Source organism: Mesorhizobium sp. M1182, from assembly GCF_040318335.1.
Classification (GTDB): domain Bacteria; phylum Pseudomonadota; class Alphaproteobacteria; order Rhizobiales; family Rhizobiaceae; genus Mesorhizobium.
On sequence record NZ_JAMYMD010000006.1, the window covers coordinates 185960 to 210035 of the forward strand.

A 24076-nucleotide genomic window follows, 5' to 3' on the forward strand; every position below is an offset into this window, starting at 1 on the left:
GCCTTCCGGTTTCAGCCTCAGTTCACGATGAGCACCAGCCCCCGGCTCGGCACGGTATCGGCCTCGCCTGGCATCGAAACATAGGGCGGCGTCTCTTCGGCGCGCGTGACGGTGCCTTGCGCCTCGAGCTCGGCGATCCGCGCGGCAAACCCGGCATCCCACAGCGTGTTCTTCACTGTCAGCACAATCACCCCGCCCGGCCGGCAGATGCGGATCAACTCGTCCAGACCCTCGGCCCCGACATGGCCGGACGTGAAGACGCCGGCTGAGATGATCCCGGCATAGGCGTCGTCCACGAAGGGCAGCGGTCCGCCAAGCGCCAGGCAGTGCAGCGCTGAATAGACGCCCTTGCGCGCGGCTTGCGCCAGCATGCCTTCCGAGATGTCGAGCGCCTCGACCTGCGGATAACCGGTAATGGCAAGCCATTCGCCGATGAGCCCGGTGCCGGCGCCGGCATCGAGCAGAGGAGCGGCGCCGCGCGCCAGATGGCGGGCCAGCAAGGCAAGGCAGATGGTCGGATGGCGATAGCCAGCCGCCGACATGTCGGCGTCATAGGTGCCTGCCCACCTGTCGTAAAGAGCCGCGACGTCTTCCGGCCGCTTCGCCGCATAGGCTGCGGCGAGCGCGCTCTGCTGTTTGCTGTCCGTCATCGCTTTCCGTCGCCTGGTATCGATCCGCAACGCGATCATAGCCAAACGGCGAAAACTGTGGAACCGTCGTCGTCCCAATAATACGGGGAAAGGAGCGAAATCCATGGCGGACGACCGGGCGCGCGCCGCACTTGCGGCCATTCCGATGCTGGCCGGCTATGACGGCCCTCTGGAACGGCTCGGCGGTCTCACCAACCTCGTCTTCAGCGGTAAGGATTTCTGCCTGCGTATCCCCGGCAAGGGTACCGAGGAATACATCAACCGCGCCAACGAGGCAGTGGCGGCGCGGGAAGCGGCGAAGGCCGGCGTCAGTCCCCATGTGCTGCATGTCGATGCCGAGACCGGCGTGTTGGTGACCCGCTTCGTTGCCGGTGCCGAGACGATGTCACCGGGAAAGTTCAAGACTCGGCCGGGCAGCCCGGCACGCGCCGGCAAGGCCTTTCGCAAACTGCACACATCCGGCGCGGTGTTCCCCTCCCGCTTCGAGCTGTTTGCGATGATCGACGACTATTTGAAAGTGCTGTCAACCAAGGACGTCGCCCTGCCTGGCGGCTACCACGATGTGGTCCGCGAGGCGGAGGCAGTGCGCTCAGCACTTGCGGCTCAACCTCTGCCGATCGTCGCCTGCCACTGCGACCCGCTCTGCGAAAACTTTCTCGATACGGGCGACAGGATGTGGATCGTCGACTGGGAATATTCCGGCATGAACGATCCGCTCTGGGATCTCGGCGACCTCTCGGTCGAAGGGCAATTCGACGAGGCCCAGGACGAAGAAATGATGCGCGCCTATTTCGGCGGCGAGCCGAGACCGGCGGAGCGCGCCCGCATCGTCATCTACAAGGCGATGTGCGACCTGTTGTGGACGCTCTGGGGCTTGATCCAGCTTGCCAACAAAAATCCGGCCGACGACTTTCGCGCCTATGCCGACGGCCGGTTTGCGCGCTGCAAGGCACTGATGGAGATGCCGGAATTTTCGCGGCATCTCGCGGCAGCGCGCCGGGGTTAATTCACGCCCTTTGGCACGTTTTCGGGCGGTACCGTGTCGACCACCTTCTGGCGGTGGAAGATGAACAGGCCGGCCAGCACGACGATGGCCGAGCCGATCAGGATGCGCTGCCCAGGCACATCGCCGAAGAAGGCCAGGCCGAAGACCACTGCCCACAACAGCAGGCTGTAATGCAGCGGCGCCAAGGTCGAGGCCGGCGCCAGCTTCAACGCCCGGGTGATCATCAGGTGCGCGCCGCAGGAGACGACGCCGAGAAGCAGCATGGCGCCGAAATCGAGCGATGACGGCGTCTTCCAACTGCCTATGGTCAACGCAGCGCCGACCAGCAGCGTGCCGATGGTTTGCCAGGTGACCAGCGAAGTGTCGCTGGTGCCGCGCAGCCGCCGGTTGAGGATGATGGCGAAGGCAAATGAAATGCTGCCGGCGAGCGCGAACATCGACGACAGGGAGAACGCGGCCGAGGATGGCTTCAGCATGATCAGCACGCCGCAGAAACCGACCAGGATAGCCGCCCAGCGGCGCCAGCCGACCCTTTCGCCGAGCAGGAAGTGCGACAGCGCCGCGACATAGATCGGCCCGGCCATGTAAAAACTCATCACATCGGCGAGCGGCAGATAGACGACCGCCGCGTAGAACAGCGCCGTGTCGAGCGTCGTCATCACCACGCGAAGCAGCTGCAGCTCCGGCCGCTCCATGCGAAACAGCTTGGCAGCACCCTGATGTGCAATCATCGGCCCGAGTATGAAAAACGCGCCGATCGAGCGGATCAGCACGACCTGGCCGACGGAAAAACTGGCGACCAGCCACTTGCCCATCGCGTCGTTCAGCGCAAACAGGAAGTCGCCGGCGAGCATCAGCAGGATGCCGGCCAGCAGCACGTTCATGATCGTTGAGTACTGGGCTGCGGGCTGCGCCATTCCGTTACCGGTTCTCGCCGTGGGGTACGGTGACCCGCGTCGTAGGCGCAAGCTGCGGCCATGACGAGGCGAAAATCGAGAATTCGGTAAGACCAGCGCCGGAAATCGGCTGGACTAATGCATGTCGCGCAAAAGTGTGCAGCGGTTTTGCGATAACGACACGCTTAAAAACAAGACCTTAAAGCGCGTCGCGTGGGTCCGTTCAAACGCGACGCGCTTTAAGCGTGGCGCCGGTTCACCGTGCCCGGCCTTCCGGCGATCGAAAGCCGCGTGTCCTGCCGGCTGCGCTCGGCCACCACCTTGCCCCTGGCGATGACGCAGAGGCGCTCTGGGCGCAGCCGCAGGGCCTCGACTGGGTTGCCGGCATCGAGAACGACCAGGCTGGCGCGCTTGCCGACCGCCAGGCCAAGGTGGTCGAGGCCCATGATGGCGGCATTGACGTTGGTGACCATATCGAAGCAGCGCGCCATCTCGGCCGGGCTCGACATCTGCGCGACATGCAGGCCCATGAAGGCGACGTCGAGCATGTCTGCGGTGCCCAGCGAATACCAGGGGTCGAGCACGCAATCCTGGCCCCAGCCGACGCGGATGCCTTGCGCCAGCATCTCCTTGACCCGCGTCAGTCCGCGGCGCTTGGGAAAGGTGTCGTGGCGGCCCTGCAGCATGATGTTGATCAGCGGATTGGGGATCGCCGAAACGCCGGCCTCGGCAATCAGCGGCAATAGCTTCGAAACGTAGTAATTATCCATCGAATGCATCGATGTCAGGTGCGAGCCGGCCACTCTGCCCTGCAACCCGAGCCGCTGCGTCTCATAGGCAAGCTGCTCGATGTGGCGCGACAGCGGATCGTCGGTCTCGTCGCAATGCAAGTCGACCATCAGGCCGCGCTTCGCCGCGATTTCGCAGAGCTCGGTGACGGAGCGCGTGCCGTCGGCCATTGTGCGCTCGAAATGCGGAATGCCGCCGACGACATCGACGCCTATGTCGAGCGCCCGGATGGTGTTGTCGCGCGCCGTCGGCGAGCGGTAAAACCCGTCCTGCGGGAAGGCGACCAGCTGCAGGTCGATATAGGGGCCAACCGTCTTCTTCACGTCGAGCAGCGCCTCGACCGCCAGCAGGCGGTCGTCGCAAACATCGACATGGGTGCGGATGGCGAGCAGGCCCATCGACACCGCCCAGTCGCAATAGGCGAGCGCACGGTCGCGCACCGCTTCGTGGGTCAGAAGCGGCTTCAACTCGCCCCAAAGCGAGATGCCTTCGAGCAGCGTGCCCGAGACATTGATGCGCGGAATGCCGAGCGAAAGCGTGGCGTCCATATGGAAATGCGGATCGACGAAGGGCGGCGAGACCAGATTGCCATGGGCATCGATCGCCGTGCCGGCGCTGACGTTCAGCTCGGGCTCTATCGCTGCGATCGTTTCGCCGACGATGCCGATATCCGCGATCCTGCCGTCGGGCAGCATCCCGCCGCGCACCACAAGGTCAAAATCCATCTAGCGCCACCTCGTTCAAAAAAGCCGTTTCTTTCCATGCAGCGTGCTGCCGCAAGGCGGAACCTTCAGGCGCGGCCCTTCCCTTCTTCCCTTGTGGAAGAAGGTGGCCGCGAAGCGGCCAGATGAGGGGTGTTCCAGCTTGGCGCCGGCGGCACTCCGTCCAGCACCCCTCAACCGTCTTGGCGCTGCGCGCCAATCCACCTTCTCCCACAAAGGGAGAAGGAAAAGCCTCTATTCCGGCACGTACCGCACCGCCCCCTTGGCGGCACTTGTCGCCATCGCCGCATAGGCGCGCAAGGCCGTCGTCACCTTGCGCTTGCGCTTTTCTTCGGGCTTCCAGGCAGCCGTTCCCCTGGCCTCCATCGCGGCGCGACGGGCGATGAGTTCGGCGTCGTCGACAGCAAGCCTGATGGTGCGGTTGGGGATATCGATCTCGATCGTGTCGCCTTCCCTGACCAGCCCGATCAGACCGCCTTCCGCGGCTTCCGGCGAGACATGGCCGATCGACAGGCCGGAGGTGCCGCCGGAAAAACGACCGTCGGTGATCAGTGCGCAGGCTTTGCCGAGGCCTTTCGACTTCAAATAGCTGGTCGGGTAGAGCATTTCCTGCATGCCGGGTCCGCCGCGTGGCCCTTCATAGCGGATGACGACGACATCGCCGGCCTTGATCTCGTTCGACAGGATCGCCTTGACGCTGGCGTCCTGACTTTCGAACACTCTTGCCGGACCGGTGAATTTCAGGATCGATTCATCGACGCCCGCCGTCTTCACGATGCAGCCATCGAGTGCCAGATTGCCTTTCAGCACGGCAAGGCCGCCATCCCTGGAGAAAGGATGTTCGGCCGAGCGGATGACGCCCTTCTCGCGGTCGAGATCGAGATCGTCCCAGCGGCGGTCCTGGCTGAACGCGACTTGCGTCGGCACGCCGCCGGGTGCCGCCAGGAAGAAATCGCGGACATTCTGGCTGGTGGTGCGCGAAATATCCCAATGATCGAGCGCTTCGCCGAGGCTTGCGGCGTGCACCGTCGGCAGGTCGCGGTTGATCAGCCCGGCGCTATCCAACTGGCCGAGGATGGCCATGATGCCGCCGGCGCGATGGACATCCTCCATGTGGACGTCAGCCTTGGCCGGAGCCACCTTGCACAGCACCGGCACCCGCCGCGACAGCCGGTCGATGTCCTCCATGGTGAAGTCGACCTCGCCCTCATGTGCTGCGGCGAGGATGTGCAGGACCGTGTTAGTCGAGCCGCCCATGGCGATGTCGAGCGTCATGGCGTTCTCGAAGGCGCCCTTCGAGGCGATGCTGCGCGGCAGCGCGGTGTCATCGTCCTGCTCGTAATAGCGCTGGGCGAGATCGACGATCAGATGACCGGCCTCAACAAACAGCCGCTTGCGGTCGGCATGCGTGGCCAACGTCGAGCCGTTGCCGGGCAGCGAGAGGCCGAGCGCCTCGGTCAAGCAGTTCATCGAATTGGCGGTGAACATGCCGGAGCAGGAGCCACAGGTCGGACAGGCCGAGCGCTCGATGATCCTGACGTCCTCGTCGGACACCTTGTCGTCGGCGGCTGCGACCATAGCGTCGACCAGGTCAAGCGCTTGGGTCTTGCCGGCGAGCACCACCTTGCCGGCCTCCATCGGCCCGCCGGAGACGAAGACGGTCGGGATGTTGAGGCGCAGCGACGCCATCAGCATGCCGGGCGTGATCTTGTCGCAATTCGAGATGCAGACCATCGCGTCGGCGCAGTGCGCGTTGACCATGTATTCGACCGAGTCGGCGATCAATTCGCGCGACGGCAGCGAATAGAGCATGCCGTCATGGCCCATGGCGATGCCGTCATCGACGGCAATGGTGTTGAACTCCTTGGCAACGCCGCCGGCTTTTTCGATCTCGCGGGCAACCAGCTGGCCGAGATCCTTCAAATGGACATGGCCCGGCACGAATTGGGTGAAGGAATTGACCACGGCAATGATCGGCTTGCCGAAATCCGAATCCTTCATGCCGGTAGCGCGCCACAGGCCGCGGGCGCCGGCCATGTTGCGGCCATGGGTGGTGGTGCGGGAACGGTAGGCGGGCATTGAACTGTCCTTGCTGTCTGCGTCGCGCCCAAAGGTGCGGAAAACCGGAATTGAGCCGCAGGCCTTATAGACGGCACACTCTGGTCTGGCCACAATTTTGCGCTGCGCCAGGGTGCGGAACGAGCGGCCAGCCAAAGACGCAGCCGGTCCAGGCCGTAAAAAAGTCAGAAGCGCTGTCGGATCGTGGTTTGCTCGAGCGTCCTTGAGCAGACGGCGGACCGGGCATCAATTGCCAGCCGGCCGTTTGCGAGCGAAACAAGCCAAAACCAGCCCGAGGAGCAAGCGAATGCAAAAGATCACCCCCTGCCTGTGGTTCGACGACCAGGCCGAGGAGGCCATGAACCATTACATCTCCATCTTCAAGAATTCGAAGGTGCTGAGCGTGATGCGCTGGCCCAAGGGCAGCGGCGATAATGAGGGCAAGGTGCTGATGGTCTCATTCGAGCTCGACGGCGTTCAGTTCCAGGCGCTCAACGGCGGCCCGCAATTCAAGTTCACCCAGGCAGTCTCGCTCTCCATCGACTGCAAGACGCAGGAAGAGGTCGACTATTTCTGGGACAGGCTCATCGCGGGCGGTGGCCAGCCCAGCCAGTGCAGCTGGCTGAAGGACAGATTCGGCCTCTCCTGGCAGGTCGTTCCCGAGCAGCTGCCCAGGCTGCTGCTGGACCCCGACAGGGAAAAGGCCGGCCGCGTGATGCAGGCGATGATGCAGATGAGCAAGATCGACATCGCCAAGATCGAAGAGGCAGCGAAAGGGTGAACGAACGCGATCTTTCCTTCGTGCCGGAGAAGGTGGATCGGCGCGCAGCGCCGAGACGGTTGAGGGGTGCTGGACGGAATGAGACGTTGGTGTTTCCTGGAACACCCCTCATCCGTCGCCTTCGGCGACACCTTCTCCCACAAGGGGAGAAGGGAAAACCAACAGCTCAAGCCGCCCTGTCGCGGACCTGATAATCCTTGACCGCGGTGAAGCGGATCGCCTTCCAGCGCTCGGCCTCGTAGTTGAGCGAGAAGGCGTGCTGGGCGAGGAACACCGGATCGTTGTCGAGATCGCGCGCAATGTCGCCGCGATGCGCCTCGATGAAGCGCTGGAGTTCGGCCTTGTCGTCGGCCGATATCCAGCGGCAGACGGAAAAGCGCGACATCTCGAAATCGACCGGCAGTGTGTATTCGAAGTTTAGCCGCTCCTTCAAGACGTCGAGCTGCAGGGCGCCGACGACGCCGACGATGGCTGGCGAGCCGTCCTCAGGCGAGAACAATTGCACGACGCCTTCCTCGGCCATCTGGTGCAGCGCTTCCTTGAGCTTCTTGGCTTTCATGGCATCGCCGAGGCGAACGCGGCGCAGGATTTCAGGCGCGAAATTCGGCACACCGCGAAACAGGATCTCCTCGCCTTCGGTCAGCGTGTCGCCGATGCGCAGCGTGCCGTGGTTGGGGATGCCGACGACATCGCCGGCGAACGCCTCGTCGGCCGTGACGCGGGTGCGGGCGAAGAAGAATTGCGGTGCCGACAGGCTCATCGGTTTTCCCGTGCGCACCAGCTTGGCCTTCATGCCGCGCTCGAGCTTGCCGGAGCAGACGCGGACGAAAGCGATGCGGTCGCGATGGTTGGGGTCCATATTGGCCTGGATCTTGAAGACGAAGGAGGTCATCTTGTCCTCGGTCGCCTCGACCTTGCGGCTGTCGGCCTCCTGCGCGCGCGGCGGCGGCCCATAGGCGCCGAGTGCCTCGATCAGGTCGCGCACGCCGTAATTGCGCAGCGCCGAACCGAAATAGACCGGGGTCAAATGGCCCTCGCGGAAGGCATCGAGGTCGAGCGGGCGACAGGCCGCGCGCGCCAGCTCCAGCTCCTCGATGAAGGCCTCGCGCTCGTTCTCCGGCAACAGGCCGGCGACGCGGTTGGAATCGGGTCCATTGACCGGCGTGCGCTCCTTTTCGGCGTCGCCCTTGCGTACCGCGTTCAGCGCCAGATGGTAGGTCCCGGAAAAGGTCTTGCCGCGGCCGATCGGCCAGGTGATCGGCGCTGTATCCAGTGCCAGCTTCTGCTCGATTTCATCGAGGATGTCGAACGGGTCTCGGCTTTCGCGGTCCATTTTGTTGACGAAGGTGATGATCGGGATGTCGCGCAGCCGGCAGACCTCGAACAGTTTCAGCGTGCGCGGCTCGATGCCCTTGGCGGCGTCGATCACCATGACCGCGCTGTCGACCGCCGACAGCGTGCGATAGGTGTCGTCGGCGAAATCCTCGTGGCCGGGCGTGTCGAGCAGGTTGAAGACGGTGTCCTCGTATTCGAAGGTCATCACCGAGGTGACCACCGAAATGCCGCGCTCGCGTTCGATCTTCATCCAGTCCGAGCGGGTCTGGATGCGGTCCTTCTTGGCCTTGACCTCGCCGGCAAGCTGGATGGCGCCGCCGAACAAAAGCAGTTTTTCGGTGAGCGTCGTCTTGCCGGCGTCGGGGTGGGCAATGATCGCGAAAGTGCGGCGGCGCGATACCGCTTGTTCGATGTCTTCAGCCAATTTCATGGAATCCTGTCTGTGGCGCGGGCTTCTAGCAGCGCTTTTCCGGCCTGTCGAACGGAAACACCCTTCGCACTCAATGCCAGATGATGCGAATATCACTGCGGGCCGCGAGTTCAGTCACGGATCACAGCCGCTTCAGTGACCGAACCGGCATCATCCGTGCGGATGGCGAGCCATTCATAGTCGATCGAAAGCAATCCCCTTTCCGGGCCAAGGACATAGACCAGGCTCCAATCGGAGAACTTGTCGGTCTCAGGCGGCGCGCCGAGCGCCGCAAGGACTTCTGCCCGCGATTTCCCAACCAACGCCCCGGTCAGCACCAAACCGTCAGCGATGCGATGGCGTTTATGCAAAGGATCCAGCCAGTTGTCGTCCTGCCACCAAGATCGAACGAACGGCAGCGGGCCAAAGAAGACGGCAGAGACAATGGCGGCTCCGGCTGCAGCAAAAACCAGCCCTTTTATCCAGCGGCGCAAATGACCCTCATGTGATTGAGCTGAACGTTTCCAGTGAGGCGATCGTCATCGAACCGCTTCGAGAGCGGTCCCGGCAACGCCCTTGGTAAGTCTGTAGCATGGTGGCAATGAGGGCAAGAAGTCCTGGGCGTTTGAAGGTACACGGCCGTGAGCAAGAACATCATCCTCATTGGATCCGGCATCATTGGCGCCTCCATCGCTTGGCACCGGCAGAGCTAAGCTGTCGACCTCTCCGGCTGCCGCCGGTTCACGTCCCGACGTCAGGCCGATTCGGTCGCTCGGCTCTCGAAGGCCACCTCCGGAATCCACTCGGCAATTGTGGCGCCGATCCTGTCGGCATGGTCCTCCTGTAGATAATGCGCGCCGGGTCCGAGATCGATCAACCGGCAGTTCTTCAGGCCGGCCGCGAATTCCCGTGCCGCATGCGGCGAGACGAGGGCCCCCGGATCGCCTGAGAAAAGCAGCTTCGGGTAGGAGGAGAGCCGGAGCGCCCGATGGTCGTGCTCGCTGATGGCAGCGACATCGGCGGGCTGGCCTTCGATCGGCAGGTCGCGCGGCAGCCGCAGGATCGGCTTGCGCGATTGCGGCGTCGGGAACGGCGCCCGGTAGGCGGCCATTTCCTCATCGCTCATCGTGCGCAGCACAGCAGCCGGCAGCACCTTTTCGACGAAGACGTTATCTTCCAGGACAAGCTTCTCACCGACGCCCGGCGTGCGCATTGCCTTGAATAATTCGCGCGCCTGCGGACGCTGGTGGAAATCGTCCCAGCTCTCGAAGGGGCGGATGAACTCCATGAAAGCGAGGCCGAGGATCCGCTGCGGCCGCCGTGCCGCGAGATGGAAGGCGAGTGCGGTGCCCCAATCCTGCGCGACGACCACCATGTCGGTGATGCCAAGCGTCTCGATGAAGGCGTCGAGATAGCGGATGTGGTCGAAGAAGCGATAGTCGATGTCCGGCTTGCCGGATTGGCCATAGCCGATCAGGTCGGGCGCTATGCAGCGGCCGCGCGGCGCCACATGCGGGATGATGTCGCGCCAGATGTAGGACGACGTCGGGTTGCCGTGCAGGAAGAGCACAGTCGGACCGGCAGTACCTGCCTCGACATAGGAGATGGTGGAATCGAGTACCGCGACTTGCGAGCGCGGCAACATTGTGCGCTTTTCGAGTTTCGGGTTCATCGGATCAGCTCCTTTTTTTTGCGAAGACTGTTTTGAAGACGATGTTCTTGAAACGCTCGAGCGGTTCGGGACTGCGCTCCACCTTCATGCGCAGCATCGCGCCTTGCCAGGAACTCAACAGGAAATCGGCGAGGTCCTCGGCATCGAACGCGTCGGTGATGTCGCCGGCCGCCTGGCCCTCGGCGATGCATTCGGCGAAGGGCTTGCGCCAGCGTTCGAAAATGGCGACGAGTTGCAGCCTCAGCGCCTCGCTGTGAGCCGCCGTCTCGAGGCTGAGATTGCCGATCATGCAGCCCCGTGCCCAATCATGCGCCTCCAGCTTCGACGTGATGATTTCGAGATAGCGGCGCAAGCGCCCGACCGGGGGCGTGCCGTCCCGGGCGAGGGCCTGCTCCACCAAACCGCTCACATAGGCGAAATAGCGGTCCAGCACCTCGCCGGTGAACGCCTCCTTGGAGGCAAAATGATTGGTGAAGGACCCCGGGCGGGCATCGGCCGCGGCGACGATGTCGCGTACGCCGGCGGACGAATAGCCGGAATTCCAGATGGTTTTGAAACCGGCGTCGAGAAGTTTTTCGCGAAGTGAATGTCTGGCCATATTGAGACAATACGTACGTACGTATTAAAGTCAAGAGAATATTTGATACCGTGCGCTCTTGGCAGAACCCACGGGCAATGGCATCGCAGTGGGGGCGTCGGAACGAGGAGTGAAGCATGACAGCGGCGAAACAAGTCATCGTCATCGGCGCCGGCATCATCGGCGCCTCCATCGCCTGGCACCTGGCCAGGGCCGGGGCAAAGGTGACGGTCATTGCCGGGAGCGGCGCCGGCGGCATCGCAACACCGAATTCCTTTGCCTGGATCAATGCCAGCTGGGGTAATCCGGAGGTCTATTTCCGGCTGCGCATTCGGTCGATGGCCGAATGGACGCGATTGGCGAACGAGGTGCCCGGCATCCCGTTGCAATGGTGCGGTGGCTTGTGCTGGGACCTGCCGCGTGCCGAACTTGAGGCCTATGCGGCCGAGCACGCCGCCTGGGGCTACGGCATCGAGCGTGTCGACCGTGCCGGAGCGGCGCGCATCGAGCCCAATCTGACCGAGCTTCCCGATTTCGCCCTTTATGTCGCCGAGGAAGGCGTTGCCGAGCCGGTCGCCGCCACGCAAGCACTGCTGGCCGACGCCGAACGGCGCGGCGCGCGAATTGTAGCCGGGACGACCGCGACCGCTCTGGTGCAAGCCAACGGCAGGCTTGCCGGCGTCGATACATCCGGCGGGCGGATTGCTGCCGACGAGGTGGTGATCGCGGCCGGAGCCGGCTCTCCGGCAATCGCTGCCACAGCCGGGATAGAACTGCCGATCGAAACGCCGCCCGGCCTGATCGTGCATTCGCGCCCCTACGAAAAGCTGCTCAACGGCCTGGTGATCGGCGACCGCCTGCATATGCGCCAGACGGCGGAAGGCCGCGTCATCGCCGGCTCGGATTTCGGCGGCGCCGATCCCGGCATGGATGCCCCGGCCACCGCCCGCGACCTGTTTGCGGCGATGAAGGCGATGCTGCGCGGCGCGGATGGGCTGGAACTCGATTTCCACACCATTGGCTACCGGCCGACCCCGGTCGATGGCTTTCCGATCATAGGCCGCGCCGAAGGCACGAGCGGCGTCTATGTTGCGGTCATGCATTCCGGCATCACGCTGGCGCCGGCCGTCGCCCTGTTCGCCGCCCGCGAAATCCTCGACGGCGAGCGCGATCCGCTGCTTGATCCCTACGGACTGGCGCGGTTTACTCAATAACCGGGCGGGCGGCGAAAGCCGCCGGCCAGCGGCTCGATTGCCCTGGCGATCCCGAGCAGGCGCCGCTCCGACCAGCGTTTGCCGACAAGCTGTAGTCCGATGGGCAGGCCGTCGCGATCTTGTCCGCAGGGCAGCGACAGTGCCGGATGGCCGCTGTAGTTGAACACCGCGCCATAGGCCGGCAGCATCCAGTAGCTTTGCGTCTTGCCGTCGACCCCGATCGGCGTTCCCGGCTCGCAATGCGGGAAGGCGGTGGCCATGGCGACCGGGCACAGCAAGGCGTCGCAGCCGTCGAAGAACCGTTCCCACGCCAGGATGGAGCGGTCGCGGCGGGCGAGCGCCTCGAACCAGCGCGAGACCGGCGTCGGCTTCTCCCGCGGTTCGGGCTGGGCCGCCTCCAGCATCATGCCGATCAGCGCACCGCCTTGCTCCAGATCGTCGTGCAGGTCGAGCTCCGGCAATTTGGCATCCTCGACGATGGCGCCTGCCGACTGAAGCTCCTTTGCCAGACTTTCGACCGCCGCGCTGATCTCGCCGGCCACCGGAAAGCCCAGAAAGGACGGCGCGACGGCAATCCGCAAATTTCTGAGATCCAGCTCCGGCATGGTTTCGACCGGTACCGGCGCAAGGTCGGTATCGCTTCCATCCGGCCCGGCAATGAGGCCGTAGATCAGTGCCAGGTCCTCGACGCTGCGCGCCAGCGGTCCGAGGCAGGACATCAGCCGCACGCTGCGCGGCACCCCGCCCGGGTCGGGGAAGGCGCCGGCGAGCGAGACGCGGTGCTCGGTCGGCTTGAGGCCGTAGACGCCACAAAAGGCGGCCGGCAGCCGGATCGAATCCTGCATGTCGGTGCCGACCTCGAACGGCGTCATACCAGTGCCGAGCGCCGCCGCCGCACCGCCGCTGGAGCCGCCGGCGGTGTGCTGGAGCTTCCAGGGGTTGCCGGTGCGGCCGAACAGTGGATTGTCAGACTGCCAGTCACCGAGCATCGTCGCCACGTTCGTCTTGCCCACCAGCACGCCGCCTGCCGCCTTCAGCCGGGCAACGACCGGACTGTCTGCCCTCGGAGCATAGTCGGCGAAGGCCGGGAAGCCGACGGTGGTTCTCATGCCGGCGGTTTCATGCGTGTCCTTCAGTGTGAACGGCACGCCATGCAGCGGCCCAAGGGCCTCGCCGCGCGCCTGCGCGTCGTCGGCCTTGACGGCGCGTTGCCGCGCGCCTTTCCGATCGAGGGTTACGACGGCATTGACCGCCTCATTGTGCCTGTCGATCTGCGCCAGATGCGCGTCCAGCACCTCTATTGCGGAAACCGTACGGTCGCGGATGGCCGCGGCCAGTTTGGTGGTCGAGGAAAAGACGATATCCATGGTGAATGCTCCGGGCTATCGCGCCGCGATCCTCAAAATGGCGGATTGGCGCGTGGATGCAAGCCTGGCTCGGCATTCGACGATGGCGGCGCTTGATCGGGATTGCGCTGCGGGGCCTGTTGAGGGGCGGCGCTGTCCAGCGGCCTCGCCGCGATCGGCACCTCTACGGCTTACCGTCCTCTGTTGTGCGTCCGCTCATAGAGCTCACGGATGATGCCGCTTGCCGTGGTCTCGAACAGAAACGGCAAGAAAGCATGAACGAGCGCGGCAAAGGCCGCCATGAACAATCGCGACGAGAACCATGCGGCGAAAGCCATATGGCCGAAATAACTCTCGCCGACCGCGGCCGGGTGAGAGGTGAAAAGTCTTGCGAGCCGTGCGGTCATGTCGATCCCTCCTGCCGGCATGAAGAGCCGGCGATCAGTATACTGGCATGGGTGTTCGGTTCATCGGTCTCAAATTGTCCTTGTGAAAGGCTGAATTTTGGGACAAACATCCCACATGGCGCCGGAAATCGACGAAATAGACCGGAGATTGCTGGCCGAGCTGCAACGCGACGGCACGCTGTCCGTCGACCAGCTCTCGGCAAGAATATCGCTGTCGCGCAATGCCTGCTGGCGCCGGGTCAAGCGGCTGGAGGAGGACGGCGTCATCACCGGCCGGGTGGCGCTGGTCGATGCCGACAAGCTTGGGCTCGGCCTTTCGGTGTTCATCCTGATCCGCACCTCCAACCACGATCCCGACTGGCTGCAAAGATTCCGAGCGGCGGTGACCGGCTTTGCCGAGATCACCGGCGCTTACCGCATGTCCGGCGATCTCGACTATGTCCTGCGCGCCCGCGTCGCCGATGTGAAGGCGTATGACCGGCTCTATCAACGGCTGATCGCCAAGGTGGCACTGTCCGACGTTTCGGCCTCCTTCGTCATGGAGGAGATCAAGGAGACCACGGTCGTTCCGATGGAACTGCGCTGAGGCGGAACCGCACTGAAAGAAAGCCGTTGATAGCATTGCCGCCGAGTTGACTGAGCCGGCGTTCGCGACGATAGGATCAGCCTCATGCGCGCAGCACTTTATCCCACCTCCGTCATCGGTCCGGCTGTCGGCTTCGTCAGGCTGCCGCATGGCGAGGGCTTGCCGCTTCCGGCCTATGAAAGCTCGGGCGCCGCCGGCATGGACCTGCGCGCCGCCGTCCCGGACGACAGGCCGCTTTTGATCCTGCCGGGAAAGCGCGCGCTGGTGCCGACCGGGCTGGTCCTGGAAATTCCGGAGGGCGTCGAGGGCCAGGTCCGGCCGCGTTCCGGCCTCGCCTTCAAGCACGGGCTCACCTGCCTCAACACGCCGGGCACCATCGACAGCGACTATCGCGGCGAGGTCAAGGTGCTGCTGATCAATCTCGGCGACGAGGATTTCGCGGTGACGCGCGGCATGCGGATCGCCCAGATCGTCTTCGCCCCGGTGACGCAGGCGACCGTCGAGGAGCGCACATTGGCTGGCGGCACAACGCGCGGCTCGGGCGGCTTCGGATCGACCGGCACGGCCTGATGAAAATACCCAAGCTCGTCATCTTCGATTGCGACGGGGTTCTGGTCGATACCGAGAACCTGGCCAATCGGCGCCTCGCCGAGTGGCTGACCGCGGCCGGCTTTCCGGCCAGCTTCGAATATTGCCGCAAGAATTTCTCCGGCCGCAGCATGGTCTCGGTGCAGAAGGAAGTCGAGGCGACCGGCGTCAGCCTCGGCGCCGATTTCGTCGAGCGCTGGAACGCCGGCCTGCCCGACCTGTTCGCGCATGGCGTCGAGGCCATCCCCTACGTTCGCGAGTTCATCGAAACCGTGCACGCCGCCGGCATCGCCACCTGTGTCGCCTCGTCGGCACGGGTGTCCAAAATGCACATCACGCTCGGCCAGACCGGACTGCTGCCGCTGTTCGAGCATGCGCTGTTCAGCTCGACCATGGTCTCGCGTGGCAAGCCGTTCCCCGACCTCTTCCTGCATGCGGCAGCGACGATGGGCTTCGCGCCCGCCGACTGTATCGTCATCGAGGACAGCGTCGCCGGGACGACAGCCGGCATCGCCGCCGGCATGCGCGTCTATTCCTACCATGGCGACCCGCTTTCCGACCGCGACGGGCTGATCGAAGCCGGCGGCATCCTGTTCGACGACATGCGTGAACTGGCCGGGCTGGTGCCGATCCACTGATCGCCTATGCGTAGGCTGCACGCGCGCCCGGTCTCTCAGACCGGGCGCGGGCCTCCAAGTACTCGGTCGACCGTGTCGCGTATGAGACTGCGCAGATTGGCCGGCCTGTCGAGATGACTGACGACAAGGAGACCGTCGGCCGCCACCGTTAGCGCGTCCGCGGTGCGGTCCGGATCGGGATTTGCGTCCGCGATCAGCAAGTCCCTGAGGGTGCCCCACTTCCAGTGACGATGCTGATCGATCGCCTGGCGAACCGGGCTGCTGGGGTCCGGATATTCAGCAGCGGCGTTCTGAAACGGGCAGCCGCGGTAGCCCGGCTGATCCGCCGCGTCGGCGATGAGATCGAATATGGCAAGGATCATCTGGCGAGGTGGCCGCCGGCCAAGGCTCGCGATTGCCGCCCGTCCTCCCTTGCTGAGCTCCTCGATATAGGCGCGGACGAGGTCGTCCTTGGCCGCGAAGTGATGATAGAACGTCGCCTTGGCAACGCCGGCCTCGGCGATGATGCGGTCGATCCCGACTGCACGGACCCCCTCCAGAGAAAACAGTGCGGTCGCCGTATCGAGGATTCGACGACGCGCAAGGCTTTCGGGACGATCGTTGATTCGGGCTGTGGACATGCCTTGACTATAGCAGACAGGTCTGTATACATCCACATGTAGACAGACAGGTCTACCTACTAACAGAAGGACCAGCGAACATGGTTTCAATAGTCAGGGAAATCATCGTAGATGCTTCACCGGAAAGCGTATGGGCGACGGTGGGCGACTTCGCCGGCGGCGCCCAACGGATAGCCCCAGGCGTTTTCGTCGACTGTCGGGTGGATGAGGGCGACGTACGGGCCCTTACCTTCGCCGACGGCAAGATTGTGCGAGAGCGGCTCATCGCCCGCGACGAGCAGAGCCGGCGGATCGTGTGGGGATGGCTCGGCGACGAGGTCACCCACGATAATACCTCCATGCAGGTCTTTGCCGAGGGCGAGGGCCGGAGCCGCCTGGTCTGGATTCACGACACTCTGCCCGACGAACTCGGCGCGTGGCTCGCAGCCGCCATGGATCAGCTGGTGCCGGTTTTCCAGCAGACCCTGGCGAGCCAAGCCAAGCCAACATAGTGAGGCAACGCCAGGTGTTTCCTCTTGGTCGCAAAATGCTCTAGCTTGCGCGCGCCCGAGATAACGAGCGCGCGCGCATGACCTTCTCCCTGCTTCGTTTCATCTTTGCCTGCCTGCTGCTGCCCTGTCTTTGGACGACTGCCAGCGCGGAGGCCGTCAGTTTCCCGGAGCTCGGCAGCGCCGTCCCCGGCCACGGCGATGTCACCTATCTCGATCTCGCCAGGATGGTCATTCCCGATCTGACCGCGGACAAGGACGGTTTTTTCCGAGGTTCGAGGCCGATCGAGATGCGCCACGTCGCTGGACCGGACTACGGCGGCTCGCCGCCGGCGACGTCGGGTCTTTCCAGCGGCGACGTGCTCGGCATCAAGGCCGGCGGCAAGGACCGGCTGGCGATGCTGCTCGACCTCGGCGACTCGCCTGACAGCGCCGAGGGCTATGCCGTGCTGGCACTCTACGACATCACCGGCAAGCCGGCCTTGCTCGACGCGGTCAATGTCGCCGTCGACCGCAGCACCTACTTTCGCGATCCGGGCAAGCTGTCGATCGGGCCCGGCGATGACGCCATCATCAGCATGAGCATGCATTTCAATTCGAGCCAGGGCTATGGGATCACGCCGCTGATCATGGTCCGCAACGACAGGTTCGAGCTGATCGACATGATCTATACGTTCGACGAAAACCTCTGCACTCATAGGAGGACACAGAATGCGGCGTTCCAGGTGATCGCCGACGGCCAGCCCTATGCAGCCATCAAGGTCACGGTGACCGACGCGACGCTGCCGGGAGAAGAAAGCTGCGACGGCCAGCCGCCGCCAGAGGCGTCTTCGCGCGACATCTCCGTCACCTATCATTGGGACAAAAATGCTTCGCGCTACGTCAAGGATTCCGACGCGCTGGATCGATTGGCAGATGACAACGCCAAACGCTTCTGAGCCAACCGCATTTGTTTGCCCGGCGCCTGCCGCCGGGCTAGAATTTGCCTCACATTCTGCACTGGAGGGGAGCATCCATGGACAAGGGCAAGATTTTTCGCGACCTGCATGCCTCGATCTTCGTCATGGCCAATTCCTGGGACGTCGGCACGACCAAGCTTTTGGCGTCGTTCGGCTTCAAGGCGCTGGCGACGACCAGCGCCGGCTTTGCCTTTTCGCGCGGCCTGCCCGATGGCGCGGTGACGTTCGAGGCGATGATCCATCATTGCCGTGAAGTGTCGGCGGCGACCGGGCTGCCGGTTTCGGCCGATCTCGAAAAGGGCAAGGGCGACAGCGCAACAAGTGCCGGCGAGACCATCTTCGCCGCCGAGGCGGCTGGCCTCGCCGGCTGCTCGATCGAGGACCATACCGGTGAGCCCGACAAGCCGATCTATGATTTTGCGCATGCCGTCGAGCGCGTCGCGGCGGCGGCGGAAGCGGCACGGGCACTGAAACGCGATTTCGTCTTCACCGCGCGGGCCGAGAATTTCCTGTGGGGCAAGCCCGATCTTGACGATACGATCAAGCGGCTGCAGGCCTTCGAGAAGGCCGGCGCCGACGTGCTCTATGCACCGGGGCTGGGCGACATCGAGATGGTGCGAACCGTCTGCTCGGCACTGACCAAGCCGGTCAACGTCATGGCCAGGCCCGGCTTCACCATCGCCGACCTGGCCATGGCGGGGGTAAAGCGCGTCTCGCTCGGCCCATGGCTGACCAATTTCGCCTTCGGCATGCTGGAGACCGCGGCGCGCGAGATCCAGCAGGATGGCACCTTCGGCTTCACCCGCGCCGCCATGCCGTTCGGCAAGCTGCAGGCGCTGTTTGCCAAACCTTCGGCCTAGACGGGGTCCGGCAAATGACCCTCACGGTCGTGGACATGCACACCGGCGGCGAGCCGCTGCGGATCGTCACCGGCGGCTACCCCGATATTCCCAAGGGCACGATCCTCGAAAAGCGTGCGTATGTGCGCGACCATCTCGATCATCTCAGAAAGATCCTGATGTTCGAGCCGCGCGGCCATTACGACATGTATGGCGCGCTGCTGGTGGAGCCCGACCTGCCAGGCGCCGACCTCGCGGTGCTGTTCATGCACAATGAGGGCTATTCGACGATGTGCGGCCACGCCATCGTCGCGCTCGGCCGCTACGCCGTCGACGAGCGGCTGGTGGCGCCACGCGAGCCGCTGACGACCGTCAATATCGAGGCGCCATGCGGGCTGATTTCGACTGCAGTCGAGGTAAGGGATGGCAAGGCCGGCGCGGTGTCCTTCGAAAGCGTGCCGGCGTTTCTGTTCGTCGGCGACCAGCGGATCGAGCTGCCGGGCTATGGTCCGGTCGGCTTCGACATCGCCTATGGCGGCGCCTTCTATGCAGTGGCCGACTGCCGCCAGTTCGGGCTGGAATTTGGCAGGAACCGCGTGCGCGATTTCGTCGATGCGGCGACCGCGCTGACTGATAGGCTGAAGGCCGAATTGCCGCTGTTGCATCCCGACCATGCCGATCTCGCCTTTCTCTACGGCACCATCCTGACCGACGGACAGGATGCGTTCTCCGATACGCCGACCAAAAACATCTGCGTTTTCGCCGAGGCCGAGGTCGACCGTTCGCCGACCGGCTCCGGCGTCACCGCGCGGCTGGCGGCCATGCACGCCAAGGGGCAAATCGAGATTGGCCGGACGCGGCTGTTCGAGAGCATCGCCGGCTCGCGCTTTTCCGGCGCCGTCGTACGCACGGCCACGGCCGGGCCGCATGACGCCATCATCGCCCGCGTCGGCGGCCGCGCCTACTACTCAGGGCGGGCCGAATTTATCGTCGAGGACGACGACGAACTGGGGCGCGGCTTTCTGCTGCGCTAGCTCCCTTCCCGTGCCGAGATCGCCTTGTGCAGATGCACCATCATGGCGGCGGCGAACAGCGGCGTCAGAAGGTTGAGCAGCGGCACGGCAAGAAAAGCAGCAATGAGCAGCCCGGCGAGAAACACCGTGCCGGCATATTTCCTGCGCAGCGCCTTGGCCTCGGCCTCCGGGCGAAAGCGCATGGCGGCGAATTCGAAGAACTCGCGCCCGAGCAGATAGCCGTTGACGATGAAAAAGGCGGCGATGTTGATGCCCGGCACCAGCAGAAGCAGCAGGGCGACGATATTGCCGAGGATGACGACGCCGAAGAACCGGATCGCCAGCACCAGCGAGCGCAACGCCGGCACGGCGCGGCCGGGCGGATCGGTGGGATAATCCGTGCGCTCGACCACTTCGGCGACGTCGTCGAGGAACAGGCCGGCGATGATCGCCGTCACCGGCGCGATGAGCAGCGCCAAGCCCAGCGCAAGGCCGATGCCGGCGACGACGGCGCCCAGCCATCCGGCCCAGGAGGGTAGGGCGGGCAGCCATGCATCGATCCACGGCCAGGCCAGCCATTCGAACAGGCTCTTCATCCCGAACCAAAGCGCCGCCAGCGCCAGCAAGGTCAGCGCCAGCGTCTTCAGGAACACGGAACGGAATTCGGGCGAGAACAGCCGGCTCAAGGCGGCACGGGCGGCGTCGAGGATCACGGCGTTTCCAATTCCATGTCAAACGAGGCCTAGGGGCGATATTTTGGGATAGGCGGAGACAGGTCGCGATACAAGCGCAAACCGCGCGATACGAAGCATGCGTTCTGCCCGGATTTATAACTCGCGGCCTAGGCAAAGCCGCATCAAACCGCTAGACCCGCCCGCGCCCGGCGTGGCAGAAAGCCGGTGGGTTTTTTGGCGGAGACATGAATTGATGCCGGACTATGACGTGCTTTGTATCGGAAATGCCATCGTCGACATCATCGCCCAATGCGACGAGGCGTTCCTGGAGACCAACGGCATCATCAAGGGCGCGATGAATTTGATCGACACGAGGCGCGCCGAACTGCTCTACAGCCGCATGGGCCCGGCCATTGAAGCCTCGGGCGGCAGCGCCGGCAACACGGCGGCGGGCGTCGCCTCCTTCGGCGGTCGCGCCGCTTTCTTCGGCAAGGTCTCCAACGACGCGCTCGGCGAAATCTACGCGCATGACATCCATGCCCAGGGTGTCGCCTTCGACACCAGGCCGCTTAACGGCGAACCGCCGACAGCGCGCTCGATGATCTTCGTCACGCCGGACGGCGAGCGCTCGATGAACACCTATCTCGGCGCCTGCGTCGAGCTCGGCCCAGAGGACGTCGAGGCCGACAAGGCGTCGGGCGCGGCCGTCACCTATTTCGAGGGCTATCTGTGGGACCCGCCGCGCGCCAAGGAGGCGATCAGGCAGACGGCTAAGCTCGCCCACGCCGCCGGGCGCGAAGTGTCGATGACATTGTCGGACTCGTTCTGCGTCGATCGCTACCGCGACGAATTCCTCGATCTGATGCGCTCCGGCACCGTCGATATCGTCTTTGCCAACAGCCACGAGATCAAGTCGCTCTACCAGACCGCTTCATTCGACGAGGCGCTGGCGCGGATCCGCAGGGACTGCAAGATCGCCGCCGTCACCCGCTCGGAAAAGGGCTCGGTGATCGTGCGCGGCGACGAGACCGTGACCATCAATGCGACCAGGATCCGCGAGCTGGTCGACACGACAGGCGCCGGCGACCTCTATGCCGCCGGCTTCCTCTACGGCTACACGCAAGGCCGCAGCCTCAAGGATTGCGGCGATCTCGGCTCGCTAGCGGCCGGGCTGGTCATCCAGCAGATCGGCCCAAGGCCACGCCAGAATTTGCGCAGAGAGGCCGAGCAGGCGGGGCTGCTGTAGCGGCATCTCTTCCTTCTCCCCCTGTGGGAGAAGGTGGATCGGCGCGCAGCGCCGAGACGGTTGAGGGGTGCTGGACGGAGTGCTGCCGGTGCCAAGCTGGAACACCCCTCATCCGACCGAGCTTCGCTCGGCCACCTTCTCCCACAGGGGGAGAAGGGAGAGGCGCTGCTGCTGCCCCCGCTCGTCAAGCTCCTGCGCTATACGCCGCAATCGCTGCCATGTTGACGATGTCCGAATCCTTGGCATTGAGCGAGACGATCTGGACCGGCTTGTTCAGGCCGACCAGCAGCGGGCCGATGACGGTCGAGCCGCCGAGCTCCTGCAGCATCTTGGTCGAGATCGAGGCCGAGTGGAAGGCCGGCATGACCAGCACGTTGGCCGGGCCGGTCAGCCTGATGAACGGGTACTGCGCCATGGCGCGGGCGTTGAGCGCCACGTCAGCGGCCATCTCGCCGTCATACTCGAAATCGACGCGGCGCTTGTCGAGGATGCGCACCGCTTCCTGGACGCGCTCGGAGCGCTCGCCCTGCGGATGGCCGAAGGTTGAATAGGCGAGCATGGCGAGCCTCGGCTCGTAGCCCATGCGGCGGGCGAAACCGGCGGCCTCCTCGGCGATGTCGGCGATCTCGACGGCATCCGGCATGTCGTGCACCGCGGTGTCGGCAACGAGGACGGTGCGACCCCGCGCGAGCACGATCGACACGCCGATGACGCAATGGCCGGGCCTTGCGTCGATGACGCGGCGGATGTCGTCGAGCGCCGTCGAATAGTTACGGGTAACGCCGGTGACGATGCCGTCGGCATCGCCCAGCGCCACCATGCAGGCGGCGAAATGGTTGCGGTCGTTGTTGATCAGCCGCTGGCAGTCGCGGAACAGGAAGCCTTTGCGCTGCATGCGCTCGTAGAGATAGTCGGTGTAGACGGAGTTGCGCCGCGACAGCCGCGCATTGATGATCTCGATGCCTTGCTTGCCGAGGTCGATGCCGGCGTTCCTGGCGTTTTCCTTGATGATGTCGTCGCGGCCGAGCAGGATGGCGGTGCCGAGTCGCTGGTTCACATAGGAGACGGCGGCGCGCATCACCTGCTCCTCCTCACCCTCGGCAAAGACGATGCGCTTGGGCTGGCGGCGCACCCGGTCGTAGATGCGCTGCAGCGTCGATGCGATCGGGTCGCGGCGGGCGGAAAGCTCCTGCGCGTAGCGGTCGAGATCGAGGATCGGCTTGCGCGCGACGCCGGAGTCCATCGCCGCTTTGGCCACCGCAATCGGAATGGCCGAGATCAGGCGCGGGTCGAACGGCACCGGGATGATGTAGTTGGGGCCGAATTTCGGCCGGTTGCCCTGGTAGGCGGCGGCGACGTCGTCGGGCACGTCCTGGCGCGCCAGTTCGGCGAGCGCTTTGGCCGCGGCGATCTTCATGTCGTCGTTGATGGTGGTCGCCCGCACATCCAGCGCGCCGCGGAAGATGTAGGGGAAGCCAAGCACATTGTTGACCTGGTTGGGATAGTCGGACCGTCCCGTCGCCATGATGGCGTCGGTGCGGATCTCGGCGACTTCTTCCGGCGTGATCTCGGGGTCGGGATTGGCCATGGCGAAGATGATCGGGTTCTTGGCCATCGACTGCACCATCCTGGTGGTCAGCGTGCCCTTGGCCGAGAGGCCGAGGAACACGTCGGCGCCGTCCAGCGCCTCGGCCAGCGAGCGCGCACCGGTTCTCACGGCGTGCGCCGACTTCCACTGGTTCATGCCTTCGGTGCGGCCCTGGAAGACCACGCCCTTGGTGTCGCACAGGATGATATTTTCTGGCGCAAAGCCCATCGCCTTCATCAGTTCAATGCAGGCGATGCCGGCAGCGCCGGCGCCGTTGCAGACCAGTTTCGTGGTCTTCATGTCGCGGCCGGTGATTTCCAGCGCGTTGATCAGGCCGGCAGCCGAGATGATGGCGGTGCCGTGCTGGTCGTCATGGAAGACCGGTATGTCCATCAGCTCGCGCAGCCGCTGCTCGATGATGAAGCATTCCGGTGCCTTGATGTCCTCGAGGTTGATGCCGCCGAAGGAGGGTCCAAGGAAACGCACGCAGTTGATGAATTCGTCGGCATCCTCGGTGTCGACCTCGAGATCGATGGAATCGACATCGGCGAAGCGCTTGAACAGCACCGCCTTGCCTTCCATCACCGGCTTCGAGGCCAGCGCGCCGAGATTGCCGAGGCCGAGGATGGCGGTGCCGTTGGAGATGACGGCGACCATGTTGCCGCGAACCGTGTAGTCGAAGGCGCGGCTCGGGTCCTCGGCGATGGCGAGAACCGGAACCGCGACGCCCGGCGAATAGGCGAGGCTGAGATCGCGCTGCGTCGCCATCGGTTTTGTGGCGACGATCTCCAGCTTGCCCGGACGCCCCATGGCGTGGAATTCCAGCGCCTCCTGGGCGCTGACGGAGGGCCCGTTGCTTTCGGTTTTCTTGGCCATGGTACTTTTGGTTTCCTCGCCCGTACGGCACCGCTTGAGATGGGGTGCGCATGCTTTCTTTTGTGGAAGGTTCGGGATTAAGGCTACACTTCGCCGCTG

The 24076-nt window shown here is 64.3% G+C and carries 24 protein-coding genes; 11 read left to right on the top strand and 13 right to left on the bottom strand.

What is annotated here, in order from left to right:
• Positions 1–17: 17 nt before the first annotated feature.
• A complete protein-coding gene (locus tag NKH33_RS10580) occupies positions 18–650 on the bottom strand; it encodes a class I SAM-dependent DNA methyltransferase (RefSeq protein ID WP_352919312.1) in 633 nt (210 codons plus the stop codon).
• Between the two features lie 103 nt (positions 651–753).
• Between NKH33_RS10580 and NKH33_RS10585 the strand changes: the two genes are divergently transcribed.
• On the top strand, positions 754–1656 hold the full coding sequence (locus tag NKH33_RS10585; RefSeq protein ID WP_352919315.1) for a phosphotransferase: 903 nt from the start codon (positions 754–756) through the stop codon (positions 1654–1656).
• Here the strand turns inward: NKH33_RS10585 and NKH33_RS10590 are convergent.
• From NKH33_RS10590 to ilvD, 3 genes are all read right to left on the bottom strand, one after another.
• The gene (locus NKH33_RS10590; protein WP_352681397.1) at positions 1653–2573 is read right to left on the bottom strand and encodes a DMT family transporter; all 921 of its coding nucleotides are present in this window, start codon (positions 2571–2573) and stop codon (positions 1653–1655) included. The two genes, NKH33_RS10585 and NKH33_RS10590, sit on opposite strands and share 4 nt — an antisense overlap.
• A gap of 218 nt (positions 2574–2791) precedes the next feature.
• Positions 2792–4066 carry an amidohydrolase family protein gene (locus NKH33_RS10595; RefSeq protein ID WP_352681394.1) on the bottom strand — a complete coding sequence of 425 codons (1275 nt, stop codon included), beginning with the start codon at positions 4064–4066 and terminating at the stop codon, positions 2792–2794.
• 231 nt (positions 4067–4297) lie between these two features.
• On the bottom strand, positions 4298–6142 hold the full coding sequence (gene ilvD / locus NKH33_RS10600) for a dihydroxy-acid dehydratase (protein ID WP_352767211.1): 1845 nt from the start codon (positions 6140–6142) through the stop codon (positions 4298–4300).
• 286 nt (positions 6143–6428) lie between these two features.
• On the opposite strand from ilvD, the gene NKH33_RS10605 reads away from it, so the two are divergent.
• The gene (locus NKH33_RS10605; protein WP_352919320.1) at positions 6429–6902 is read left to right on the top strand and encodes a VOC family protein; all 474 of its coding nucleotides are present in this window, start codon (positions 6429–6431) and stop codon (positions 6900–6902) included.
• A 166-nt stretch (positions 6903–7068) separates the two neighbouring features.
• Here the strand turns inward: NKH33_RS10605 and NKH33_RS10610 are convergent, their stop codons facing one another.
• From NKH33_RS10610 to NKH33_RS10625, 4 genes are all read right to left on the bottom strand, one after another.
• Positions 7069–8667, bottom strand: a complete 1599-nt coding sequence (locus tag NKH33_RS10610) for a peptide chain release factor 3 (protein ID WP_502898805.1) — start codon at positions 8665–8667, stop codon at positions 7069–7071.
• 110 nt (positions 8668–8777) lie between these two features.
• A complete protein-coding gene (locus NKH33_RS10615) occupies positions 8778–9140 on the bottom strand; it encodes a hypothetical protein (RefSeq protein WP_352919323.1) in 363 nt (120 codons plus the stop codon).
• A 260-nt stretch (positions 9141–9400) separates the two neighbouring features.
• Entirely contained in the window at positions 9401–10318 is a 918-nt protein-coding gene (locus tag NKH33_RS10620) for a haloalkane dehalogenase (RefSeq protein WP_352919326.1), read from the bottom strand.
• A gap of 4 nt (positions 10319–10322) precedes the next feature.
• Positions 10323–10916: a TetR/AcrR family transcriptional regulator gene (locus NKH33_RS10625; protein ID WP_352919329.1), complete on the bottom strand. Its 594-nt coding sequence runs from the start codon at positions 10914–10916 to the stop codon at positions 10323–10325.
• Between the two features lie 116 nt (positions 10917–11032).
• Here NKH33_RS10625 and NKH33_RS10630 point away from each other — a divergent pair, with 116 nt between their 5' ends.
• Complete coding sequence (locus NKH33_RS10630; protein ID WP_352919332.1) at positions 11033–12109, top strand: NAD(P)/FAD-dependent oxidoreductase; 1077 nt, start codon at positions 11033–11035, stop codon at positions 12107–12109.
• On the opposite strand, the gene NKH33_RS10635 is transcribed toward NKH33_RS10630, so the two are convergent.
• Complete coding sequence (locus tag NKH33_RS10635) at positions 12103–13476, bottom strand: amidase (protein WP_352919334.1); 1374 nt, start codon at positions 13474–13476, stop codon at positions 12103–12105. The genes NKH33_RS10630 and NKH33_RS10635 overlap by 7 nt on opposite strands.
• Before the next feature lie 170 nt (positions 13477–13646).
• Positions 13647–13862 carry a DUF6356 family protein gene (locus NKH33_RS10640; RefSeq protein ID WP_352469961.1) on the bottom strand — a complete coding sequence of 72 codons (216 nt, stop codon included), beginning with the start codon at positions 13860–13862 and terminating at the stop codon, positions 13647–13649.
• 115 nt (positions 13863–13977) lie between these two features.
• On the opposite strand from NKH33_RS10640, the gene NKH33_RS10645 reads away from it, so the two are divergent.
• The 3 genes from NKH33_RS10645 to NKH33_RS10655 all read left to right on the top strand — a co-directional run bounded on the left by NKH33_RS10645 (position 13978) and on the right by NKH33_RS10655 (position 15674).
• Complete coding sequence (locus tag NKH33_RS10645; RefSeq protein ID WP_023676368.1) at positions 13978–14448, top strand: Lrp/AsnC family transcriptional regulator; 471 nt, start codon at positions 13978–13980, stop codon at positions 14446–14448.
• An 84-nt stretch (positions 14449–14532) separates the two neighbouring features.
• Complete coding sequence (gene dut, locus NKH33_RS10650) at positions 14533–15018, top strand: dUTP diphosphatase (RefSeq protein WP_023717930.1); 486 nt, start codon at positions 14533–14535, stop codon at positions 15016–15018.
• Positions 15018–15674 carry an HAD family hydrolase gene (locus tag NKH33_RS10655; protein ID WP_352479875.1) on the top strand — a complete coding sequence of 219 codons (657 nt, stop codon included), beginning with the start codon at positions 15018–15020 and terminating at the stop codon, positions 15672–15674. The genes dut and NKH33_RS10655 overlap by 1 nt, the downstream gene beginning before the upstream one ends.
• A 35-nt stretch (positions 15675–15709) precedes the next feature.
• Here NKH33_RS10655 and NKH33_RS10660 read toward each other — a convergent pair whose 3' ends face one another.
• Positions 15710–16294, bottom strand: a complete 585-nt coding sequence (locus tag NKH33_RS10660; RefSeq protein WP_352919337.1) for a TetR/AcrR family transcriptional regulator — start codon at positions 16292–16294, stop codon at positions 15710–15712.
• An 80-nt stretch (positions 16295–16374) separates the two neighbouring features.
• Between NKH33_RS10660 and NKH33_RS10665 the strand changes: the two genes are divergently transcribed.
• The 4 genes from NKH33_RS10665 to NKH33_RS10680 all read left to right on the top strand — a co-directional run bounded on the left by NKH33_RS10665 (position 16375) and on the right by NKH33_RS10680 (position 19614).
• Positions 16375–16785, top strand: coding sequence for an SRPBCC family protein (locus NKH33_RS10665; protein ID WP_352540438.1), 411 nt, complete (start codon positions 16375–16377; stop codon positions 16783–16785).
• Positions 16786–16862: 77 nt separating this feature from the next.
• Positions 16863–17720, top strand: coding sequence for a hypothetical protein (locus NKH33_RS10670; protein WP_352919339.1), 858 nt, complete (start codon positions 16863–16865; stop codon positions 17718–17720).
• 77 nt (positions 17721–17797) lie between these two features.
• The gene (locus NKH33_RS10675) at positions 17798–18601 is read left to right on the top strand and encodes an isocitrate lyase/PEP mutase family protein (protein WP_352919341.1); all 804 of its coding nucleotides are present in this window, start codon (positions 17798–17800) and stop codon (positions 18599–18601) included.
• 14 nt (positions 18602–18615) lie between these two features.
• Positions 18616–19614: a proline racemase family protein gene (locus NKH33_RS10680; protein ID WP_352919344.1), complete on the top strand. Its 999-nt coding sequence runs from the start codon at positions 18616–18618 to the stop codon at positions 19612–19614.
• On the opposite strand, the gene NKH33_RS10685 is transcribed toward NKH33_RS10680, so the two are convergent.
• Positions 19611–20306 (bottom strand): sulfate transporter family protein, encoded by a 696-nt coding sequence (locus tag NKH33_RS10685; protein WP_352919347.1) that lies wholly within the window; start codon positions 20304–20306, stop codon positions 19611–19613. The two genes, NKH33_RS10680 and NKH33_RS10685, sit on opposite strands and share 4 nt — an antisense overlap.
• Positions 20307–20520: 214 nt before the next feature.
• On the opposite strand from NKH33_RS10685, the gene NKH33_RS10690 reads away from it, so the two are divergent.
• Positions 20521–21513 carry an adenosine kinase gene (locus tag NKH33_RS10690; RefSeq protein WP_352469968.1) on the top strand — a complete coding sequence of 331 codons (993 nt, stop codon included), beginning with the start codon at positions 20521–20523 and terminating at the stop codon, positions 21511–21513.
• A 184-nt stretch (positions 21514–21697) separates the two neighbouring features.
• On the opposite strand, the gene NKH33_RS10695 is transcribed toward NKH33_RS10690, so the two are convergent.
• Entirely contained in the window at positions 21698–23977 is a 2280-nt protein-coding gene (locus NKH33_RS10695) for an NADP-dependent malic enzyme (RefSeq protein WP_352919351.1), read from the bottom strand.
• Positions 23978–24076 lie beyond the last annotated feature (99 nt).

Excerpts from the sequence above, each read along its gene's own strand:
- NKH33_RS10625 (WP_352919329.1), bottom strand. The coding sequence starts at position 10,916 with ATGGCCAGACATTCACTTCGCGAAAAACTTCTCGACGCCGGTTTCAAA.
- NKH33_RS10690 (WP_352469968.1), top strand. The coding sequence starts at position 20,521 with ATGCCGGACTATGACGTGCTTTGTATCGGAAATGCCATCGTCGACATC.
- NKH33_RS10665 (WP_352540438.1), top strand. The coding sequence starts at position 16,375 with ATGGTTTCAATAGTCAGGGAAATCATCGTAGATGCTTCACCGGAAAGC.
- NKH33_RS10630 (WP_352919332.1), top strand. The coding sequence starts at position 11,033 with ATGACAGCGGCGAAACAAGTCATCGTCATCGGCGCCGGCATCATCGGC.
- NKH33_RS10585 (WP_352919315.1), top strand. The coding sequence starts at position 754 with ATGGCGGACGACCGGGCGCGCGCCGCACTTGCGGCCATTCCGATGCTG.
- NKH33_RS10620 (WP_352919326.1), bottom strand. The coding sequence starts at position 10,318 with ATGAACCCGAAACTCGAAAAGCGCACAATGTTGCCGCGCTCGCAAGTC.
- ilvD (WP_352767211.1), bottom strand. The coding sequence starts at position 6,142 with ATGCCCGCCTACCGTTCCCGCACCACCACCCATGGCCGCAACATGGCC.
- dut (WP_023717930.1), top strand. The coding sequence starts at position 14,533 with ATGCGCGCAGCACTTTATCCCACCTCCGTCATCGGTCCGGCTGTCGGC.
- NKH33_RS10645 (WP_023676368.1), top strand. The coding sequence starts at position 13,978 with ATGGCGCCGGAAATCGACGAAATAGACCGGAGATTGCTGGCCGAGCTG.
- NKH33_RS10695 (WP_352919351.1), bottom strand. The coding sequence starts at position 23,977 with ATGGCCAAGAAAACCGAAAGCAACGGGCCCTCCGTCAGCGCCCAGGAG.
- NKH33_RS10610 (WP_502898805.1), bottom strand. The coding sequence starts at position 8,667 with ATGAAATTGGCTGAAGACATCGAACAAGCGGTATCGCGCCGCCGCACT.
- NKH33_RS10670 (WP_352919339.1), top strand. The coding sequence starts at position 16,863 with ATGACCTTCTCCCTGCTTCGTTTCATCTTTGCCTGCCTGCTGCTGCCC.
- NKH33_RS10580 (WP_352919312.1), bottom strand. The coding sequence starts at position 650 with ATGACGGACAGCAAACAGCAGAGCGCGCTCGCCGCAGCCTATGCGGCG.
- NKH33_RS10675 (WP_352919341.1), top strand. The coding sequence starts at position 17,798 with ATGGACAAGGGCAAGATTTTTCGCGACCTGCATGCCTCGATCTTCGTC.
- NKH33_RS10605 (WP_352919320.1), top strand. The coding sequence starts at position 6,429 with ATGCAAAAGATCACCCCCTGCCTGTGGTTCGACGACCAGGCCGAGGAG.
- NKH33_RS10640 (WP_352469961.1), bottom strand. The coding sequence starts at position 13,862 with ATGACCGCACGGCTCGCAAGACTTTTCACCTCTCACCCGGCCGCGGTC.
- NKH33_RS10590 (WP_352681397.1), bottom strand. The coding sequence starts at position 2,573 with ATGGCGCAGCCCGCAGCCCAGTACTCAACGATCATGAACGTGCTGCTG.
- NKH33_RS10660 (WP_352919337.1), bottom strand. The coding sequence starts at position 16,294 with ATGTCCACAGCCCGAATCAACGATCGTCCCGAAAGCCTTGCGCGTCGT.
- NKH33_RS10655 (WP_352479875.1), top strand. The coding sequence starts at position 15,018 with ATGAAAATACCCAAGCTCGTCATCTTCGATTGCGACGGGGTTCTGGTC.
- NKH33_RS10595 (WP_352681394.1), bottom strand. The coding sequence starts at position 4,066 with ATGGATTTTGACCTTGTGGTGCGCGGCGGGATGCTGCCCGACGGCAGG.
- NKH33_RS10680 (WP_352919344.1), top strand. The coding sequence starts at position 18,616 with ATGACCCTCACGGTCGTGGACATGCACACCGGCGGCGAGCCGCTGCGG.
- NKH33_RS10635 (WP_352919334.1), bottom strand. The coding sequence starts at position 13,476 with ATGGATATCGTCTTTTCCTCGACCACCAAACTGGCCGCGGCCATCCGC.